The organism is Gordonia sp. LUNF6 (assembly GCF_047041125.1).
GTDB classification, from domain to species: Bacteria; Actinomycetota; Actinomycetes; order Mycobacteriales; family Mycobacteriaceae; genus Gordonia; species Gordonia sihwensis.
On sequence record NZ_CP178181.1, the window covers coordinates 3,023,613 to 3,041,256 of the forward strand.

Genomic DNA, 17,644 nt, shown 5'->3' on the forward strand with positions numbered 1-17,644 from the left:
AACCGCCACCGGTCAGGTGAGCGGCGCAACGACTCAATAGTCGTGCGTCGCAACACCTGACCGGTTCGGCAGTTCTGCATGCGGCGAAGGCTCAGGCCTGCGTCGCGGTGCCGCCGGCAGCGGCGATCTTCTCCTTAGCGGAGCCCGTGAACTTGTCGGCGGTGATGTCGACCTTCACGGTGAGCTCACCGTCGCCCAGAACCTTCACGAGCTGGTTCTTGCGGACGGCGCCCGCGGCGACCAGATCGGCGACGCCGATGGTGCCGCCCTCCGGGAACAGCCGCGAGATGTCGCCGACGTTGACGACCTGGTACTCCACGCGGTTGCGGTTGGTGAAGCCCTTCAGCTTCGGCAGGCGCATGTGAATCGGCATCTGGCCGCCCTCGAAGCGGGCCGGAACGTTCTTGCGCGCCTTGGTGCCCTTGGTGCCGCGACCGGCGGTCTTACCCTTGGAGCCCTCACCGCGACCCACGCGGGTCTTCTCGGTCTTCGCGCCCGGAGCGGGGCGAAGGTGGTGCAGCTTGATGGTCATGACTAAACCTCTTCGACTGTCACGAGGTGACGAACCACGTTGATGAGGCCGCGGTTGATCGGGGTGTCCTCGCGGGTGACCGTCTGGCGGATGCCCTTGAGCCCAAGGGTGCGCAGGCTGTCACGCTGGTTCTTCTTGGTACCGATGGTGCCCTTGATCTGGGTGATCTTCAGCTCAGCCATGGCTTATGCTCCCTTGTTCGCTGCGGCGGCCGCGCGTGCGCGCAGCATGCCGGCGGGGGTGACCTCTTCGACGGTCAGCCCGCGACGAGCAGCGACCTCTTCAGGCTGCTGCAGCATCTTGAGTGCGGCGACCGTGGCGTGGACGACGTTGATCGCGTTGTCCGAGCCGAGGCTCTTCGCGAGAACGTCGGTGACACCGGCGCATTCCAGGACGGCACGCACGGCGCCGCCCGCGATGACACCGGTACCCGAGCTGGCCGGGCGGAGCATCACGACACCGGCTGCGGCCTCACCCTGAACCGGGTGGGTCACGGTGCCCGCGATCAGCGGGACGCGGAAGAAGTTCTTGCGAGCCTCTTCGACGCCCTTCTGGATCGCCGCCGGGACTTCCTTGGCCTTGCCGTAGCCGACGCCGACCATGCCCTGGCCGTCGCCGACCACCACGAGAGCGGTGAAGCTGAAGCGACGACCGCCCTTGACGACCTTCGACACGCGGTTGATGGTCACCACGCGCTCGAGGTGGTTCTTCTCCTCGCGCTCGCGGTTGCGGTTGTCGCGACGATCGCCGCGGCCGCGGCGCTCACCGCGGTTGTCGTTGTTGTTGTTTCCGGCGGGTCCGTTGCCGCCATCACGCTGACGTCCGGGCATCAGAGGTCGCCTCCGTTAATCATCTTGGTGGTCATCATCAGAACTGCAGTCCTCCCTCGCGGGCGGCGTCGGCCAGAGCCGCGATGCGGCCGTGGTACGCCTTGCCTCCGCGATCGAAGACGACGGCCTCGATGCCTGCAGCCTTGGCGCGGGCTGCGACGAGCTCGCCGACCTTGGCGGCCTGAGCCGACTTGTCGCCACCGGCGGCGCGCACGTCAGCCTCGATGCTGCTGGCGGCGGCCAGGGTACGACCGGTCAGGTCGTCGATGACCTGGACGTGGATGTGACGGCTGCTGCGCTTGACGGCCATGCGCGGACGCTCGGCGGTGCCGTTGATCTTCTTGCGCAGGCGGAAGTGACGACGGTTGGTCGCGGTGCGACGGCGAGTCGAGACGTCCTTGCCGATGGGCTTGCGAACGGTTGCTGTTTCACTCATGGCTTACTTACCCGTCTTTCCGACCTTGCGGCGGATCTGCTCACCCTCGTAGCGAATGCCCTTGCCCTTGTAGGGGTCCGGACGACGCAGGCGGCGGATGTTCGCCGAGATCTGGCCGACTAGCTGCTTGTCGATTCCCGAGACCGAGAACTTGGTCGGGGACTCCACCGCGAAGGTGATGCCCTCCGGAGCCTCGATCGGCACGGGGTGGCTGTAGCCGAGGGCGAACTCGAGGTCCTTGCCCTTGGCCTGGACGCGGTAACCGACACCGAAGATCTCCATCTTCGTGGTGTAACCCTGGGTCACACCGACGACGAGGTTGTTCAGCAGCGAACGGTTCAGACCGTGCAGGGCACGGTTCTCGCGGTCGTCGTTCGGCCGGGTGACGACGATGGCGTTGTCTTCCTTCGCCACCGCGATCGGCGAGGTGACCGTCAGGCTCAGTTCGCCCTTCGGGCCCTTGACCTTGACGTCCTGGCCGTCGATCGCGACATCGACGCCGGCGGGGATTTCAATGGGATTCTTACCAATACGCGACATTCTCTACGCTCCCCTACCAGACGTAAGCGAGGACTTCGCCGCCCACGCCCTGGTTTGCTGCCTGGCGGTCGGTGAGCAGACCGGACGACGTGGAGATGATGGCCACGCCGAGGCCGCCCAGAACCTTGGGCAGGTTGGTGGACTTTGCGTACACACGCAGACCCGGCTTCGAAACGCGGCGGAGGCCGGCGATGCTGCGCTCGCGGCTGGGGCCGTACTTCAGGGTCACGGTGAGCTTCTTGCCGACCTCGGCGTCTTCGACGCGGTAGTCGGTGATGTAGCCCTCGCGCTTGAGGATCTCGGCGATGTTCACCTTGATCTTCGACGAAGGCAGCGAAACCTCGTCGTGGTACGCCGAATTGGCGTTACGCAGACGCGTCAGAAAGTCTGCGATCGGGTCAGTCATGGTCATGGTTGACCGTCAACCTTTCTCGTAGCGGTTCCCATACAGCGGTGTCACCGGCATCACTGCCGATCAGCACTGGTGGGCCTTCCACGAAGTGGATAGTTGTGCATTGTTCAACGCCTGAAGATGCCATTGGCTTTTCACCGGCACCGTCAAGCTGTATGAAGTTGTGGGCCCTGGGGGCACACTTCACCCAGGCAACCTGAAACAGTGTAGTGAACGCGCTGGCAGAACCCAAATCGACCGCGGCGGGCCGAGAGCTCATCTCTGACCCGCGGCGCGCGCATGTCCGGCTAGAGACTTTGGTCCTCATATCACATGGCCGTCGTACCCGGATCGTCCGGCCGTGCGTCGCGAGAATTCGGCGCCCTCCGAATTCGCCCGGCGCGGCATCACATCCCGTTTTACAGTGAGCCGTATGACAGCGTCTGACTCGGTTCAGGGCCCGGCAGCACAAGCATTGTTGGACGTCGGCCGCTTCTTCACCAAATGGGATGAGACCGACGACAGACGCGCGGTCTTCCGCGACGGCGGTCGTGCGGGCGACATCTTCTACCGCGACCGCTGGAGTCACGACAAGATCGTCCGGTCCACCCACGGGGTGAACTGCACGGGCTCGTGTTCGTGGAAGGTGTACGTCAAAGACGGCATCATCACCTGGGAGACACAGGAGACCGACTATCCGTCGGTCGGCCCCGACCGGCCGGAGTACGAGCCGCGCGGCTGTCCGCGCGGCGCCTCGTTCTCCTGGTACACCTACTCGCCCACCCGGGTCCGCCACCCCTATGCGCGCGGAGTGCTCCTGGAGATGTACCGGGAGGCCAAGCGCCGCACCGGCGATCCCGTGCTCGCGTGGGCCGACGTGGTCGGCGACCCGCTGCGCCGGCGCTCCTACCAGCGGGCTCGCGGCAAGGGCGGTCTGGTCCGCGTCACGTGGGACGAGGCGATCGAGATGGCCGCCGCGGCGCATGTCCACACCATCAAGACCTACGGCCCCGACCGCTGCGCGGGCTTCTCCCCGATCCCTGCGATGTCGATCGTGAGCCACTGCGTGGGAACGCGGTTCATACAGCTCATCGGCGGCGTGATGACCTCGTTCTACGACTGGTACGCCGACCTCCCGGTGGCCAGCCCGCAGGTGTTCGGCGACCAGACCGATGTGCCCGAGTCGGGCGACTGGTGGGACGCGTCGTACCTGATGATGTGGGGATCCAACGTCCCGGTGACCCGGACGCCCGACGCCCACTGGATGACCGAGGTCCGCTATCGCGGCACCAAGGTGGTCAGCGTCTCGCCCGACTACGCCGACAATTCCAAGTTCGCCGACGAGTGGCTGCCCGCCCAGGCCGGCACCGACGCGGCGCTCGCGATGGCGATGGGTCACGTGATCCTCAAGGAGTTCTACGTCGGCCGAGAAGGCGGACCGACCCCGTTCTTCGCCGACTTCACCCGCAAGTACACCGACCTCCCCTTCCTCATCCATCTCGACGAGCGCGACGGCACGCTGGTCCCCGGCAAGTTCGTGACCTCCGAGGAGTTGCGACCGGACCCGGCGAGCGGCCCCACCGAGGACGTCTGGAAGACGGTCCTGATTGACGACGCGACGGGCGAGCCGATGGTCCCGAACGGCACCTTGGGCGACCGGTACTCACCGTCCGGCGAAGGCCGGTGGAACCTCGATCTGGACGGTGTCACCCCACGGCTCACCCTGCTCGGCGAAACCGGCGCGGAGGCCGTCGAGGTCTCGTTCCCCTCCTTCGACGCCCCCGACGGCAGCGGCTCGGTCATCACCCGCGGAGTGCCCGCACGGCGATTCGGCGGGGGTCTGGTCACCACCGTCTACGATCTGCTGCTGGCCCAGTACGGGGTGGGCCGCGATGGCCTCCCGGGCCAGTGGCCCACCGGCTACGACGACGCCTCCAGTCCCTACACGCCCGCGTGGCAGGCCGAGATCACCAGCGTCCCAGCTGAATCCGCGATCCGTATCGCCCGGGAGTTCGCCACCAACGCCGAGGAGTCCGGCGGCCGGTCGATGATCATCATGGGTGCGGGCATCTGCCAGTGGTTCCACGGTGACGCCACCTACCGGGCGATCCTGGCCATGCTCATCCTCACCGGCTGCATGGGCCGCAACGGCGGCGGGTGGGCCCATTACGTGGGCCAGGAGAAGTGCCGTCCGATCACCGGCTGGATCTCACTCGCCAACGCCCTCGACTGGACCCGTCCCCCGCGTACCCAGCCGGGCACCTCGTACTGGTACATGCACACCGACCAGTGGCGCAACGACGGCTACTCCACGTCGGCCCTGACCTCACCGCTGTCATCGGGCACGCTCGACGGAATGCACACCGCCGACGCCATCGCGCAGTCGGCGCGGCTGGGATGGATGCCCTTCTATCCGCAGTTCTCCGACAACCCGCTCGACGTGGCCGACGCCGCCCGCTCGGCGGTCGAGTCGGGCGACGCGACCGATCCCGCGTCGTACGTGGCCGGGAAGCTGGTCGACGGCGGGCTGACGCCGGCGATCAGCGACGTCGACGCACCCGAGAACTGGCCGCGCACGCTGGTGCTGTGGCGGTCGAATCTGCTCGGCTCGTCGGCCAAGGGCGACGAGTACTTCCTGCGCCACCTGCTCGGCACCCATCACAACGTGCTCGGCAGCGAGAATCCCGAGGCCCCGAGGACCCGGGAGGTGAAGTGGCACGAGCAGGCGCCCGAGGGCAAGCTCGACCTGCTGCTGTCGGCTGATTTCCGCATGACGTCGACGACGCTGTTGAGCGACATCGTGCTGCCCGCAGCGACCTGGTACGAGAAGCACGACCTCAGCTCCACCGACATGCACCCGTTCGTCCACGCCTTCAGTCCGGCGATCGATCCGCCGTGGGAGGCCAAGAGCGACTTCGACCTGTTCCACCTGCTGGCCGCGGAGTTGTCCCGGCAGGCGCGGACCCACCTGGGCACCCGCTACGACCTCGTCGCCACCGCCGCCCAGCACGACACCCCCGGCGAGACCGCGCAGCCGCACGGCCGGGTGGTGGACTGGCGCGACGGCGCACCGGCGATGCCCGGCGCGAACATGCCCTCGTTCCAGGTGGTGGAACGCGACTACACGGCCATCGCCGACAAGCTGGCCACCGTGGGGCCGCTCGCCGACAAGCTGGGCTTCACCGTCAAGGACGTCAACTACGACATCGCCTCGCAGATCCCCAAACTGGCGGCGTCCAACGGAGTGATGCCGCCCCGGCCCGGCGACGGCGCGAGCGGGCCGGACTTCGACCGACCGGGCGTCGGACGTCCCGCCATCGACACCGACGCCAAGCTCGCCGAAGCGATCTTGACCTTCTCCGGTACCACCAACGGCGAACTGGCCGTGGACGGCTTCACCAAACTCGAACGCCGCGTCGGCAAGCGCCTCGCCGATCTCGCGGAGGGTTCGGAGGAGAAGCGCATCACCTTCGCCGACACGCAGTCGGCACCGGTGCCGGTCATCACCTCACCCGAGTGGTCGGGTTCGGAGAGCGGCGGACGACGGTACGCGCCGTTCACCGTGAACATCGAGCGCGACAAACCCTTCCACACGCTCACCGGGCGTCTGCACTTCTACCTCGACCACGACTGGATGCTCGACATCGGGGAGGCGCTGCCGATCTACCGGCCGCCCCTCGACATGCATCGGTTGTTCGGCGAACCGAAGCTCGGGCCCGACGGCAGCAAGCAGATCACCGTCCGGTACCTCACGCCGCACAACAAGTGGTCGATCCACTCCGAGTACCAGGACAACCTGTTCATGCTCTCGCTCTCGCGCGGCGGTCCCACCGCGTGGCTGTCGCCGGAGGACGCGGCGTCGATCGATGTGCACGACAACGACTGGATCGAGTGCGTCAACGCCAACGGCGTCTACGTCGCACGCGCCATCGTCAGCCACCGCATGCCGGTCGGGGTCTGCTACGTCCACCACGCCCAGGAGCGGACCATCGACGTCCCGAAGTCGGAGGCCACGGGACGCCGCGGCGGCATCCACAACTCCGCGACCCGTCTGCTGGTGAAGCCCTCACATCTGATCGGCGGCTACGCGCAGCTGACGTACGCGTTCAATTACCTCGGGCCGACGGGCAATCAACGCGACATCGTCTCGACCATCCGCAAGCGCAGCCAGGAGGTGACCTACTGATGCGAGTCATGGCTCAGGTCGGGATGGTGATGAATCTCGACAAGTGCATCGGCTGTCACACGTGCTCGGTCACGTGCAAGCAGGCGTGGACCAACCGTGCGGGCACCGAGTACGTGTGGTTCAACAACGTCGAGACCCGTCCCGGCCAGGGATATCCGCGGCGGTACGAGGACCAGGAGCAGTGGAAGGGCGGATGGCACCTCAATAAGAAGGGCGATCTGCGGCTCCGCACCGGCGGGCGCCTGCAGAAGCTCTTCACCATCTTCCACAGCCCGGTCCAGCCCACGCTGAGCGACTACTACGAGCCGTGGACCTACGACTACGAGACGCTGGTGAACGCCCCGCTGGGAGACGACTTCCCGGTCGCACGGCCGAAGTCGCTGATCACCGGTGAGGACACCAAGGTCACGTGGTCGGCCAACTGGGACGACAACCTGGGCGGGTCGACGGAGTACGGCGATCTGGACCCGATCGTCGAGAAGATCCGCAAGGAGTCGGAGGAGAAGATCCAGTTCTCCTTCGAGCAGACCTTCATGTTCTATCTTCCGCGCATCTGCGAGCACTGCCTCAATCCGGCGTGCATGGCGTCGTGCCCGTCCGGTGCGATCTACAAACGCGAGGAGGACGGCATCGTCCTGGTGGACCAGGACCGCTGCCGCGGCTGGCGCCAGTGCATCACCGGCTGCCCGTACAAGAAGATCTATTTCAACCACCGCTCGGGCAAGGCGGAGAAGTGCACGCTGTGCTATCCGCGCATCGAGGTGGGTCAGCCCACGGTGTGCTCGGAGACCTGCGTCGGACGGCTCCGGTACCTCGGCATCTTCCTCTACGACGCCGACGCCGTGACCGCGGCGGCGTCGGTTCCCGACGACAAGGACCTCTACGAGGCCCAACTCGATCTGATGCTCGACCCCGACGATCCGGAGGTGATCGCGCAGGCCCGCGCCGCGGGGATCCCCGACGACTGGATGGACGCCGCGCGCCGGTCGCCGGTGTACGCGCTCGCGAAGAAGTACCGGGTGGCACTGCCCCTGCATCCGGAGTACCGGACGATGCCGATGGTCTGGTACATCCCGCCGCTGTCGCCGATCGTCGACCTGCTGTCGGAGCAGGGACACGACGGCGAGGATCACGGCAATCTCTTCGGCGCCATCGACTCTCTGCGCATCCCCGTGGAGTATCTCGCGGAACTGTTCACCGCGGGCGACACCGGCGTCGTCGAGGACGTGCTCCGGAAACTGGCCGCCATGCGCGCGTACATGCGCGACGTCAACCTCGGCCGTGAGACCAACCCGCTCATCCCGGGCTCAGTCGGCATGACCGAGGAATCGGTCTACGAGATGTACCGGCTTCTGGCGATCGCCAAGTACGACGAGCGCTACGTGATTCCGACCGCCCATCACGAGCAGGCCGTCAAGCTCGACGAGATGGCCTGCTCCCTCGATCAGGAGGGCGGACCCGGCATGTACGAGTCCGGTTCCTTCGGCGAGGCCAGCGGCCGGCCGATCCCGGTGTCGGTGGAGACCTTCCAGGCGCTCAAGCAGCGGCAGACCACGGACATGCCCGCCGGGGACGCGACTCTGCGCGGTCGGACCAACCTGTTGAACTGGGACGGAAACGGCGTCCCGGAGGGCATGTTCCCGCAGCAGTCCGCCGAGCACGGGTCCGGATCATGAGGCTGCTGCCCCGCCGACGTGCCGCCGCGCGCACCGATGCCCGCGTGGTGCATCAGATCGCCGCGTGGAGTCTCGGCTACCCCGACGCCGAGTTCTTCGGCCGCATCGACCTGATGAGGTCGGCGCTCGACGAGACGGCCGCGGGTGAGTCCGCCGACGCCCTGCGCGGGTTCCTCGATCACGCCGCATCGGCCGACCCCTCGCAACTCGCGCAGCACTACACCGACGTCTTCGACCTCTCGCGCAAGCAGACGCTGTACCTGTCCTACTGGTCGGCCGGCGACACACGGCGTCGCGGATCGGTTCTCACCGACTTCAAACAGCTCTACCGCGACAGCGGATTCGTGGTGGATCTGCACGGCGAACTGCCCGACCACCTGCCGGTGGTCCTGGAGTTCGCGGCGCTCGCGGACCCCGAACGCGGCGTTCAGGTCCTGACCGAGAACCGTCCGTCCCTCGAACTGATCCGGCTGTCGCTGGTCGACGCGGGCTCCCCGTACGCGGGTGTGCTGGCCGCCGTCTGCGCGACGCTTCCCGGACAGTCGCCGCCCGACCGTGCATCCGCACTCGCGATGGCCGGTCCCGAGCGCGCCGTCGAGACCGTCGGCCTCGAGCCGTACGACGCGCGACTGCTTCCCCTGTTCACCACCGACGACTTCACCAGCAACGGTTTCACCGACTCCGGCGAAGAGGCATACCGATGAACATCTTTCTGTGGGGCGTCCTACCGTACATCGCGCTGATCAGCGTGATCGGCGGAACCATCTGGCGGTACCGGTACGACAAGTTCGGCTGGACCACCCGCTCGTCGGAGCTCTACGAGTCCCGGCTGCTGCGGTTCGGTTCGCCGCTGTTCCACTACGGGATCCTCGCGGTGATCGCCGGCCACGCCATCGGTCTGGTGATCCCGCAGTCGTGGACCGACGCGGTCGGGATCACCGAGACGATGTACCACTGGGTGGCAGCGGTCGGCGGCATCATCGCCGCCGCCGCGACCCTGCTCGGCGTGGGCATCCTCATCTACCGCAGGCGCACCACCGGTCCGGTGTTCATGGCGACGACGCGCAACGACAAGCTGATGTACGCGGTCCTGGTCGCGGCGCTGGTCGCTGGCAGCTACATCACCCTCGTCGGCATGATCGATCCCCACGGCGAGGGCGTGAACTACCGCGAGACCGTCTCCACGTGGTTCCGCTCGGTCTTCTACTTCCAGCCCGACATCTCCTCGATGGAGGCGGCCCCGCTGCGCTTCCACATCCACGTCGTGATCGGCATGGTCATGTTCATGCTGGTGCCGTTCACGCGGCTGGTCCACATCTTCACCGCTCCCATCCACTACCTGTTCCGCCCGTACATCGTCTACCGCAGCAAAGACACGCGCCCGGCCCCGGGCAACGCGCCGAGCCGCCGCGGCTGGGCTCCCATCGGTGTGAAGGACCGTGACTGAATGACCGCGCCCGTGACAATCGACAAATCGGCCCAGACCCGCAATCTCGTTCTCGCCACCGTCGCCTTCGCGATCAGCTTCTGGGCCTGGAACCTGATCGCTCCGCTGGGCGTGTTCTACGCCGGACCGAACGAACTCGATCTCGACTCCACGCAGAAGTCCGTGCTCGTCGCGGTGCCGATCCTCGTCGGCTCCCTCGGCCGGATCGTCGTCGGCGTGCTGACGCCCCGCTACGGCGGCCGCATCATGTTCACCGCGCTGCTGCTGATCTCGGCGCCCTTCGTGATGCTGGTGGCGGTGGCCGGTGAGCTGAAGTCGTACCCGATGTTGCTGGTGATCGGCTTCTTCCTCGGCATAGCGGGCACCACCTTCGCCGTCGGCATCCCGTTCCTGAACAGCTGGTACGAACCCAGTCGCCGCGGTTTCGCGACCGGCGTCTTCGGCGCCGGGATGGGCGGGACGGCGCTCTCGGCGTTCTTCACGCCGCGGTTCCGCGAATGGTTCGGCTACTTCCCCACGCACATCATCATCGCGGTGGCGCTGGTGGTGGTCGCGGTGGCCTGCTGGATGTTCATGCGCGAGGCCCCGGCGTGGGAGCCGAACACCGAGTCGGCGGTGCCGAAGCTCGTCGGCGCTCTCAAGCTGCCGATCACCTGGCAGATGTCCTTCCTGTATGCGGCGGCGTTCGGCGGATTCGTCGCCTTCTCCACCTACCTGCCGACGTACTTGAACGACGTCTACGACATCACCGACCTGAAGTCGGCCGGCGCCCGCACCGCCGGATTCGCCATCGCAGCGGTGGTGATGCGACCGGTCGGCGGTGCACTCTCCGACAAGTTCGGGCCGCGGATCATCACCGCGATCTCGTGCGGCGGCGCCGCAGTGCTGGCCGTGTGGATGATGACCAAGCCCGACCTCGGCAGCGGGCTGGCCGCGGTCGACTTCATCCTGATGGCGATGATGATGGGCATGGGATCGGGTTCGGTCTTCGCCTGGGTGTCGCTGGCCTCACCGCCCGCACGCGTGGGCGCGGTCACCGGCCTGGTCGGTGCGGCGGGTGGCCTCGGCGGCTTCTTCCCGCCGTTGGTGATGGGCGCGACCTACAACGCGGTGGAGCACTCGTACACGATCGGCCTCGGGCTCCTGGTGGCCTTCGCGGCGGCGGCGTGTCTGTTCACCGTCTTCGGCATCCCGAAGAGTGAGGCCGAGCGTGAGCGGGCGGAGGCGGCGGCATGAGCGCGGTGTCGTTACCCGAAGTGGTCGAGGAACTCCTGTCCGAGGCGCGCGAAGCGCACTCCGGCCGCGCCGGACGCACGGTGCGCGGTCACAGCGACCACCGGCTGCGGCACACCGTGATCGCGCTTCGCGCCGGCGCCGAACTGTCCGACCACGAGAGTCCCGGCGAGGCGACCCTCCAGGTCCTCCATGGCCGCGTTCGGCTGACCTGTGAGGACGGCGACTGGGAAGGGGGCGCCGGCGCCCTCACCGATATTCCCCCGACCCGGCACGGACTGGTCGCCGACGACGACTCAGCGGTCCTGCTGACCGTCGCCCTGCGCTGACCTCGGCGGGCCGGCGGAGATTTCGGCTCCCGGACGGGGCTCACAGCCCCGTCCGGGAGCCGAAATCTCATCGGGCGTGCGCAAGCGCCGAACCCGCATCCCGGTCGGGGTGAACCACGCCTGTTCTCCGACACCTGGCGGCACCACACCCACCGGAGTCTGCGCCACCAGACCTCCGTCGCTCTCGACGAGTACCCGGCCCGCGTGCACCGACACCGAACGCACCCGGCTCCGGACCGCGCCCGACGTCCGGGACACCGTGACCTCGTGCGGAACCACGATCCCGAACGCCCGGGCCCCGTCCGCGACGTCCTCGACCGCGACCGCCGGCAGCACATCGTCCCCGGTCACCAGGGCGCCCTCACTCCAGACGCCGTGCACCACCGCGTATCCAGCCAGGGCTGCGCTGAACGGATGAGCCGGCGCCGCGGCCATCTGCGCCGGCGTCGTCTCCTCGACGACGGTGCCCGACTCGATCACCAGACACCGGCTCGCCCACTGCCACGCGTCCGCCAACTCGTGTGTCACCAGGACGCTGGTGGTCGCCGTGCGCGCGAGCTCGTCGGAGAGCATCCGCCGGATCTGCGGAGCGCTGGCCGCATCGAGCGCGGCGAAGGGCTCATCGAGCAGCAGCACCTCGGGTTCGGCGGCGAGCGCGCGGGCGATCGCGACCCGCTGCTGCTGGCCGCCCGAGAGGCGATGCGGCTTCCACCCGCCCGCATCGGGCAGACCGATCCGATCGAGCCAGCCCTCAGCGACCGCGCGCGCCTGCCGCCGGGATCGGCCCTGGGCACGCGGCCCGAAGGCCAGATTGTCGACGACCGACAGGTGCGGGAAGAGCCGGGGCTTCTGCTCGAGCAAGGTCACTCTGCGCTGCTCGGGCGGGACGTGGCCGCGGCCGTCGAGGACTCGTCCACCCAGGCGGATCTCGCCCGCGGTCGGCCGGATGAGACCCGCCAGCGCGCCCAGGAGCGTCGACTTGCCCGCACCGTTCGGTCCCAGTACCGCCAGGCACTCCCCGCCCGGCACCTCGAACGCGGCCGAGACGGTGAACTGCGCTCGGCGGATCTCGATGCGCGCGGTGAGCGGCTGCCCGCTCACCGGACCGCGTCCGTTCGCCACGACCGCAGCCCGAGCACGATCACCGCGGTACTCACCAGCAACAGCAACGAGAGCGCGACCGCCGAATCCTGCGTGACGCCCACCCCGTTGAAGGCGGTGTAGATGGCCAGAGGCATGGTCCGGGTGACGCCCGGAGAGTTCCCCGCGAACAGTGCCGTCGCCCCGAACTCGCCGAGCGCGCGTGCGAAGGCGAGCGCCGCACCGGCGGCCAGACCCGGCAGCACGAGCGGAAGCGTGATCCGCGACAGCACGCGCCAACGGCCGGCTCCGAGGGTCGAGGCGATCTGCTCGTAGCCGTCGCCTGCGGTTCGCAGCGCGCCCTCGACCGCGATGACGTAGAACGGCATGGCGACGAACGTCTGCGCCACCACCACCGCGGCGGTGGTGTACGGCAGGCTGTAGCCCGTCGCCTCGAACACCGGCTTGCCGACCAGCCCCGACCGGCCCAGCAACGACAGCAGCGCCAGTCCGCCGACCATCGGCGGCAGCACCAGGGGGATCAGGACCGTCGCTCGCAGCACCGACGCCCAGCGCTGCGGCGCGCGGGCGATCACCACGGCCAGCGGGGTGCCGATCACAGCGCACGCGGCGGTCGCACAGGCCGCGGTGACCAGCGACAGCCACAGTGCCGTCAGCGATGCCGACGAGAAGAGGTCGGCGCCGAGCGTCTCCCACCGCACCCGCGAGATCAACCCGACGATGGGCGCGACCAACAGAGCCAGCGCGACCAACGCGGGCACGTACAGCGCCTTCGGCAGCATCACCGGGGCCTCGGTGGCGACGTGGCGGCCTCGGGCCGGGAACAGGTCACGGCGCGCCGAAACCGTACTTCGCCAGGATCTTCTGTCCCGCGGGCGAGAGGACGTAGGCGGTGAAGGCAGCGGCGGCCGCCGGCGACGGAGCCTTCTTCGACACCGCGATCGGGTAACGGTTGACCGCGACCTGAACGTCGGCGGGAGTGATGCCGATCAGCTTGCCGTTCGAGGCGGCCACATCGGTCTTGTAGACCAGACCGGCGTCGGCCTCGCCCGCCTCGACGCGGTTGACCACCGAGGTCACGTTGGTCTCCTCGCTGACCGGCGAGACGTCGACGTGCGCGGCGGCGAGCAGCTTGCGCGAGGCCTCGCCACAGGGCACCTCCGGAGCGCAGAGCACGGTGGTGACTCCGGGCTTCGTCAGGTCGGCCAGGCTCGTGACGTGCTTCGGGTTGCCCGGCGCGACGGCGATCTGCATCGTATTGGTCGCGAAGACGGTGCCCGCGTCGGTGACACCGGCGTCGGTGACCGGCGTGAGACTCGACTGGTCCGCGAAGGCGATGACGTCGACGTCGGCGCCCTCCACGATCTGGGTCGCGAGGGCCTGCGAGCCGTCGTACACGATCGGCGCCACCGAGTACTCCGGGTGCGCCGCGGTGAAGGACTTGGCCAGTTCGTCGAACGATCCCTGCAGCGAGGCCGCGGCGAAGATCCTGATCGGCGCCGAGGCACCGGCCGACGCCTGCTCCTGACTGCTGCATCCGGCTACCAGCAGCATCAGTCCGAGCACTGCGGCCACGAACTTCTTCATCAGACGGCACTCCTTCCCGACGGGGTCTCCACGACCACCGCCGTCGCTTTGACCGTCGCGGTCGCAAGGGAGCCCACTTCCAATCCGAGTTCCCTCACCGCCTCGGTCGACATCAGCGACACCACCCGGTGCGGGCCGCTGCGCATCTCCACCTGGCTCATCACCGGGTCGGACTGAACATGTGTGACGATCCCGACGAAGCGGTTCCGGGCGCTGGTGCCGCGCGTCACCGGATCGTGGCGCCCCGATTCCGCGGAGGCCAGAAAGCCTGCGAGGTCCGCGCCGTCGACAGTGGCGCGGCCCGAGTCGTCGGTCCCCGATGCGATCCGGCCCTGTTCGATCCATCTGCGGAGGGTGTCGTCGCTGACGCCGAGGAGGTCCGCGGCTTCCCGAATCCGAAACACGGTCATAACGACTGAACCTATACGCATCTGCGGCAGCTCGCTCGCCTTGCGCTGCGCATCTGAGGACTCGCGATCGCCCGGGCCTTCCGCCGACCGCGACCGGCGCCTGCGCTCCCGGGCTGCGCACCCGACCGATCCCGAGCCGATAGGCTGAGGCCATGCCTTTGCGTGCGGACCGGAGTCCCGAGTGATCACCGTCGACGAGCACCGCTCCCGGATTCAGACAACCGTGTCGCGCCTGCCCGCGACCATCCTCTCCATTCACAGTGCGGCCGGGCTCGTCCTCGCCGAGGACGTCACCAACCGGTGGCCGGTCCCGCTGTTCGACAACTCCGCGATGGACGGTTACGCCGTCCGGCGCGTCGACGCAGCGGTGGGCGCGACGCTGAAGGTGGTCGCCGACGTTCCCGCGGGCAGTCCGGACGACCCGCCGATCGGCGCCGGAGAGGCCGTCCGGATCATGACCGGCGCGCCGGTTCCCACCGACGCCGACGCGATCGTCCCACTGGAGCACACGGACCTCGGCACCGAGATCCTGGCGACGCCCCCGGACAGCGTGACCGTCACGGTGGAACCGAAACCGCACGCCCACATCCGGCGATCCGGCGAGGACGCACCGGCGGGCGCCGTCGCCGTTTCGGCGGGCACGGTTCTCGGCCCGTGGCAGGTGTCGGCGATCGCGTCGGCCGGACACGACCGGGTCCTGGCCTACCGCCGGCCCCGGGTCGCGGTGATCTCGACCGGAACCGAACTCGTCGAACCCTCGCAGACGCCCCGCCGCGGGCAGATCCCGGAATCCAACTCCGTGCTGCTGTCGGCCGCGGTGACGGAGGCGGGCGCCGAAGTGGGCTGGACGGCGACCGTCGAGGACGACGAGGAAGCCCTCCGGCGGACTCTCGCCGATCCGGACGTGGACGCGGTCGTCCTCACCGGCGGCGCCAGCGTCGGCGCGTTCGACGTGGTCAAAGCGGTCCTGAACGGGGTGGGCGGCATCGAGTTCACCACCGTGGCGATGCAGCCCGGCAAACCGCAGGGCTTCGGGCTGCTCGGAGTGCGCGGCCCGAGCGCCGAACGCACGGGAATCCCGGTGTTCTGCCTGCCCGGCAACCCGGTCAGCGTCGCGGTGTCGTTCGAGATGTTCGTGCGGCCGGCCCTGCGGAAGATGGCCGGGCACACCGACCTCGATCGGCCGCGCGTGGTCCGGCGAGCCGCGACGGGCTGGCGCAGCCGCGCCGACCGGGTCCAGATCCTTCCCGCGGTGGCCGACGCACAGACCGTCCGGCCGGCCTCCCGCGGCGGCAGTGGCTCACACCTGGTGTCCTCGCTCGCCGACGCCTCCGCGCTGGCGATCGTGCCCGCGGACGTGGTGGAGATATTCGAGGGAGATCCCGTCACCGTGATGGTGCTGTCATGAGCGGCGGCCCCTTCACTCACCTGGACGATGCGGGCCAGGCACGCATGGTCGACGTGACCGAGAAGAATCCGACGGTCCGCAGTGCGACCGCGCAGGGCTTCGTCCGGTGCTCGCCGCAGATCGTCGCCGCCCTCCGCGACGGCGCGGTCCCTAAGGGCGATGTGCTGGCGGTGGCGCGCATCGCGGGCATCTCGGCCGCCAAACGCACTCCGGAACTGCTGCCGCTGGCCCATGTGATCGGCGTGCACGGCGCGGCCGTCGACCTCGCGATCGTCGACGACGGCGTCACCGTCTCTGCGACGGTCCGCACCGCCGATCGCACGGGGGTGGAGATGGAGGCGCTCACCGCCGTCAGCGTCGCCGCGCTGGCGCTCGTCGACATGGTGAAGGGCCTCGACAAATCGGTCGAGATCGAGAACGTCCGGCTGGTGCGCAAGACCGGCGGCAAGAGCGGCGACTGGGTGCGATGACCGCGGCCATCGTGCTCGCCGGAGGTCGTGCCGCCCGCATGGGCGGTGCCGACAAGGCGAGCATCGACATCGGCGGGCGCACGCTGATCGACGCCGTGTACGACGCACTCGCCGGCGCTGACCCGGTGATCGCGGTCGGACCGCAGAGCGTGGGCCGGCCGGGTGTGCAGGTGATCCGGGAGGATCCCCCGTTCGGCGGTCCGGTGGCCGGACTGGCCGCGGCACTCGGGGCCGTCGGCGACAGCGCCGAGGTGTGGCTGCTCGCCTGCGACCTGCCCCGAGCCGAGGCGGTGGTCGCGCAACTCCGGGACGTCGCTCTCGCCGCCGTGGACGACGCGGTGGTCCTGGAAGACGCCGACGGCCGGATCCAGTGGCTGGCGGGACGGTACCGGACGGCGTCGCTTCGCCGGGCGGTCGCCGCGCTGACCAGTGCGCGCGACGCGTCGATGCGGGCGCTGACCGCGGGGCTGTCGCTGCGCACGGTGGTCGACCGAGCTGGCGCCGCGATCGACCTCGACACCTGGGACGACGTGCGCGATTATCGGTTGACCACCCGAACCGTCGATACGGAGGACGAATCGTGACCGCCTATCCCCCCGGACTGGACCGCTGGGCGCAGGAACTCGCCCCGGCCCTGGGTCTGAATAAGGCCGAGGTGCCCACCGCGCTGCTGCTGGATGTGACCCGCGATGTCGCTCACTCGATCCTGCGCCCGGCCGGCCCCATCACGACCTATCTGATCGGCCTCGCCGTCGCGAACGGCATGTCGGCAGAGGATGCGGCCGCACGGGTGCACGAACTGGTGGAGAAGAGATCGGCCGAATGATCATCCGTTACTTCGCGGGAGCCGCGGAGGCCGCGGGCCGTTCGGAGCAGACCGCTGACGGTTCCGCGGCGGTCGGCGACTTGAAGGCTCGGCTGTCCGGAGAACTGGGCCCCGAGTTCGAGCGAGTGCTGAGCTGCTGTTCGATCCTGGTGGACGGGGTCCGCGCCACCGACGAGACGGTCGCGGCGGCCGACGCCACCGTGGACGTCCTGCCGCCCTTCGCCGGCGGCTGACGGCACCGG

General features: G+C 68.6%; 21 protein-coding genes. 11 read left to right on the top strand and 10 right to left on the bottom strand.

The genetic code is table 11. The features are described from left to right. Window positions 1-91: 91 nt before the first annotated feature. From rplO to rpsH, 6 genes are read right to left on the bottom strand one after another with little or no spacing between them, the layout of a single operon-like run. Entirely contained in the window at window positions 92-532 is a 441-nt protein-coding gene (gene rplO, locus ACK8HH_RS14245) for a 50S ribosomal protein L15 (RefSeq protein WP_006895589.1), read from the bottom strand. Between the two features lie 2 nt (window positions 533-534). Further along, window positions 535-714 (bottom strand): 50S ribosomal protein L30, encoded by a 180-nt coding sequence (gene rpmD, locus ACK8HH_RS14250; protein WP_006895590.1) that lies wholly within the window; start codon window positions 712-714, stop codon window positions 535-537. A 3-nt stretch (window positions 715-717) separates the two neighbouring features. Then, on the bottom strand, window positions 718-1,362 hold the full coding sequence (rpsE, locus tag ACK8HH_RS14255) for a 30S ribosomal protein S5 (RefSeq protein WP_006895591.1): 645 nt from the start codon (window positions 1,360-1,362) through the stop codon (window positions 718-720). Between the two features lie 37 nt (window positions 1,363-1,399). After that, complete coding sequence (rplR, locus tag ACK8HH_RS14260) at window positions 1,400-1,798, bottom strand: 50S ribosomal protein L18 (protein WP_006895592.1); 399 nt, start codon at window positions 1,796-1,798, stop codon at window positions 1,400-1,402. A gap of 3 nt (window positions 1,799-1,801) precedes the next feature. Then, window positions 1,802-2,338: a 50S ribosomal protein L6 gene (gene rplF, locus ACK8HH_RS14265; RefSeq protein ID WP_045537169.1), complete on the bottom strand. Its 537-nt coding sequence runs from the start codon at window positions 2,336-2,338 to the stop codon at window positions 1,802-1,804. Window positions 2,339-2,351: 13 nt separating this feature from the next. Continuing rightward, window positions 2,352-2,750, bottom strand: coding sequence for a 30S ribosomal protein S8 (rpsH, locus tag ACK8HH_RS14270; protein ID WP_006895594.1), 399 nt, complete (start codon window positions 2,748-2,750; stop codon window positions 2,352-2,354). A gap of 412 nt (window positions 2,751-3,162) precedes the next feature. Here rpsH and ACK8HH_RS14275 point away from each other — a divergent pair, with 412 nt between their 5' ends. From ACK8HH_RS14275 to ACK8HH_RS14300, 6 genes are read left to right on the top strand one after another with little or no spacing between them, the layout of a single operon-like run. Then, window positions 3,163-6,915: a nitrate reductase subunit alpha gene (locus tag ACK8HH_RS14275; RefSeq protein ID WP_412475283.1), complete on the top strand. Its 3,753-nt coding sequence runs from the start codon at window positions 3,163-3,165 to the stop codon at window positions 6,913-6,915. Further along, on the top strand, window positions 6,915-8,591 hold the full coding sequence (gene narH, locus ACK8HH_RS14280; RefSeq protein ID WP_062365880.1) for a nitrate reductase subunit beta: 1,677 nt from the start codon (window positions 6,915-6,917) through the stop codon (window positions 8,589-8,591). The genes ACK8HH_RS14275 and narH overlap by 1 nt, the downstream gene beginning before the upstream one ends. Beyond that, a complete protein-coding gene (gene narJ / locus ACK8HH_RS14285; RefSeq protein WP_006895597.1) occupies window positions 8,588-9,295 on the top strand; it encodes a nitrate reductase molybdenum cofactor assembly chaperone in 708 nt (235 codons plus the stop codon). Before narH ends, narJ begins: the two co-directional genes overlap by 4 nt. Next, window positions 9,292-10,038: a respiratory nitrate reductase subunit gamma gene (gene narI / locus ACK8HH_RS14290; protein WP_412475284.1), complete on the top strand. Its 747-nt coding sequence runs from the start codon at window positions 9,292-9,294 to the stop codon at window positions 10,036-10,038. The genes narJ and narI overlap by 4 nt, the downstream gene beginning before the upstream one ends. Further along, on the top strand, window positions 10,039-11,274 hold the full coding sequence (locus ACK8HH_RS14295; RefSeq protein WP_412475285.1) for an MFS transporter: 1,236 nt from the start codon (window positions 10,039-10,041) through the stop codon (window positions 11,272-11,274). Beyond that, the gene (locus tag ACK8HH_RS14300) at window positions 11,271-11,600 is read left to right on the top strand and encodes a cupin domain-containing protein (protein ID WP_006895600.1); all 330 of its coding nucleotides are present in this window, start codon (window positions 11,271-11,273) and stop codon (window positions 11,598-11,600) included. The genes ACK8HH_RS14295 and ACK8HH_RS14300 overlap by 4 nt, the downstream gene beginning before the upstream one ends. Here ACK8HH_RS14300 and ACK8HH_RS14305 read toward each other — a convergent pair. The 4 genes from ACK8HH_RS14305 to ACK8HH_RS14320 are packed head-to-tail and all read right to left on the bottom strand — an operon-like array spanning window position 11,568 to window position 14,698. Further along, on the bottom strand, window positions 11,568-12,701 hold the full coding sequence (locus ACK8HH_RS14305; RefSeq protein WP_375003752.1) for a sulfate/molybdate ABC transporter ATP-binding protein: 1,134 nt from the start codon (window positions 12,699-12,701) through the stop codon (window positions 11,568-11,570). The two genes, ACK8HH_RS14300 and ACK8HH_RS14305, sit on opposite strands and share 33 nt — an antisense overlap. Then, on the bottom strand, window positions 12,698-13,483 hold the full coding sequence (locus ACK8HH_RS14310; RefSeq protein WP_045537156.1) for an ABC transporter permease: 786 nt from the start codon (window positions 13,481-13,483) through the stop codon (window positions 12,698-12,700). Before ACK8HH_RS14310 ends, ACK8HH_RS14305 begins: the two co-directional genes overlap by 4 nt. Window positions 13,484-13,529: 46 nt before the next feature. After that, window positions 13,530-14,288, bottom strand: a complete 759-nt coding sequence (gene modA / locus ACK8HH_RS14315; RefSeq protein WP_412475286.1) for a molybdate ABC transporter substrate-binding protein — start codon at window positions 14,286-14,288, stop codon at window positions 13,530-13,532. Then, a complete protein-coding gene (locus ACK8HH_RS14320) occupies window positions 14,288-14,698 on the bottom strand; it encodes a TOBE domain-containing protein (RefSeq protein ID WP_062365884.1) in 411 nt (136 codons plus the stop codon). Before ACK8HH_RS14320 ends, modA begins: the two co-directional genes overlap by 1 nt. A 181-nt stretch (window positions 14,699-14,879) precedes the next feature. On the opposite strand from ACK8HH_RS14320, the gene glp reads away from it, so the two are divergent. From glp to ACK8HH_RS14345, 5 genes are read left to right on the top strand one after another with little or no spacing between them, the layout of a single operon-like run. Beyond that, window positions 14,880-16,106 (top strand): gephyrin-like molybdotransferase Glp, encoded by a 1,227-nt coding sequence (gene glp / locus ACK8HH_RS14325; RefSeq protein WP_045537150.1) that lies wholly within the window; start codon window positions 14,880-14,882, stop codon window positions 16,104-16,106. Further along, window positions 16,103-16,576, top strand: a complete 474-nt coding sequence (gene moaC / locus ACK8HH_RS14330; RefSeq protein WP_006895606.1) for a cyclic pyranopterin monophosphate synthase MoaC — start codon at window positions 16,103-16,105, stop codon at window positions 16,574-16,576. The genes glp and moaC overlap by 4 nt, the downstream gene beginning before the upstream one ends. Then, complete coding sequence (locus tag ACK8HH_RS14335; protein ID WP_045537148.1) at window positions 16,573-17,160, top strand: molybdenum cofactor guanylyltransferase; 588 nt, start codon at window positions 16,573-16,575, stop codon at window positions 17,158-17,160. The genes moaC and ACK8HH_RS14335 overlap by 4 nt, the downstream gene beginning before the upstream one ends. Continuing rightward, the gene (locus ACK8HH_RS14340; RefSeq protein ID WP_082083889.1) at window positions 17,157-17,402 is read left to right on the top strand and encodes a DUF6457 domain-containing protein; all 246 of its coding nucleotides are present in this window, start codon (window positions 17,157-17,159) and stop codon (window positions 17,400-17,402) included. The genes ACK8HH_RS14335 and ACK8HH_RS14340 overlap by 4 nt, the downstream gene beginning before the upstream one ends. Further along, the gene (locus ACK8HH_RS14345) at window positions 17,399-17,635 is read left to right on the top strand and encodes a MoaD/ThiS family protein (RefSeq protein WP_006895609.1); all 237 of its coding nucleotides are present in this window, start codon (window positions 17,399-17,401) and stop codon (window positions 17,633-17,635) included. The genes ACK8HH_RS14340 and ACK8HH_RS14345 overlap by 4 nt, the downstream gene beginning before the upstream one ends. Window positions 17,636-17,644 lie beyond the last annotated feature (9 nt).

Coding starts and splice junctions, on each gene's coding strand:
- rplO (WP_006895589.1), bottom strand. CDS start 532: ATGACCATCAAGCTGCACCACCTTCGCCCCGCTCCGGGCGCGAAGACC.
- rpmD (WP_006895590.1), bottom strand. CDS start 714: ATGGCTGAGCTGAAGATCACCCAGATCAAGGGCACCATCGGTACCAAG.
- rpsE (WP_006895591.1), bottom strand. CDS start 1,362: ATGCCCGGACGTCAGCGTGATGGCGGCAACGGACCCGCCGGAAACAAC.
- rplR (WP_006895592.1), bottom strand. CDS start 1,798: ATGAGTGAAACAGCAACCGTTCGCAAGCCCATCGGCAAGGACGTCTCG.
- rplF (WP_045537169.1), bottom strand. CDS start 2,338: ATGTCGCGTATTGGTAAGAATCCCATTGAAATCCCCGCCGGCGTCGAT.
- rpsH (WP_006895594.1), bottom strand. CDS start 2,750: ATGACCATGACTGACCCGATCGCAGACTTTCTGACGCGTCTGCGTAAC.
- ACK8HH_RS14275 (WP_412475283.1), top strand. CDS start 3,163: ATGACAGCGTCTGACTCGGTTCAGGGCCCGGCAGCACAAGCATTGTTG.
- narH (WP_062365880.1), top strand. CDS start 6,915: ATGCGAGTCATGGCTCAGGTCGGGATGGTGATGAATCTCGACAAGTGC.
- narJ (WP_006895597.1), top strand. CDS start 8,588: ATGAGGCTGCTGCCCCGCCGACGTGCCGCCGCGCGCACCGATGCCCGC.
- narI (WP_412475284.1), top strand. CDS start 9,292: ATGAACATCTTTCTGTGGGGCGTCCTACCGTACATCGCGCTGATCAGC.
- ACK8HH_RS14295 (WP_412475285.1), top strand. CDS start 10,039: ATGACCGCGCCCGTGACAATCGACAAATCGGCCCAGACCCGCAATCTC.
- ACK8HH_RS14300 (WP_006895600.1), top strand. CDS start 11,271: ATGAGCGCGGTGTCGTTACCCGAAGTGGTCGAGGAACTCCTGTCCGAG.
- ACK8HH_RS14310 (WP_045537156.1), bottom strand. CDS start 13,483: ATGCTGCCGAAGGCGCTGTACGTGCCCGCGTTGGTCGCGCTGGCTCTG.
- modA (WP_412475286.1), bottom strand. CDS start 14,288: ATGAAGAAGTTCGTGGCCGCAGTGCTCGGACTGATGCTGCTGGTAGCC.
- ACK8HH_RS14320 (WP_062365884.1), bottom strand. CDS start 14,698: ATGACCGTGTTTCGGATTCGGGAAGCCGCGGACCTCCTCGGCGTCAGC.
- moaC (WP_006895606.1), top strand. CDS start 16,103: ATGAGCGGCGGCCCCTTCACTCACCTGGACGATGCGGGCCAGGCACGC.
- ACK8HH_RS14335 (WP_045537148.1), top strand. CDS start 16,573: ATGACCGCGGCCATCGTGCTCGCCGGAGGTCGTGCCGCCCGCATGGGC.
- ACK8HH_RS14345 (WP_006895609.1), top strand. CDS start 17,399: ATGATCATCCGTTACTTCGCGGGAGCCGCGGAGGCCGCGGGCCGTTCG.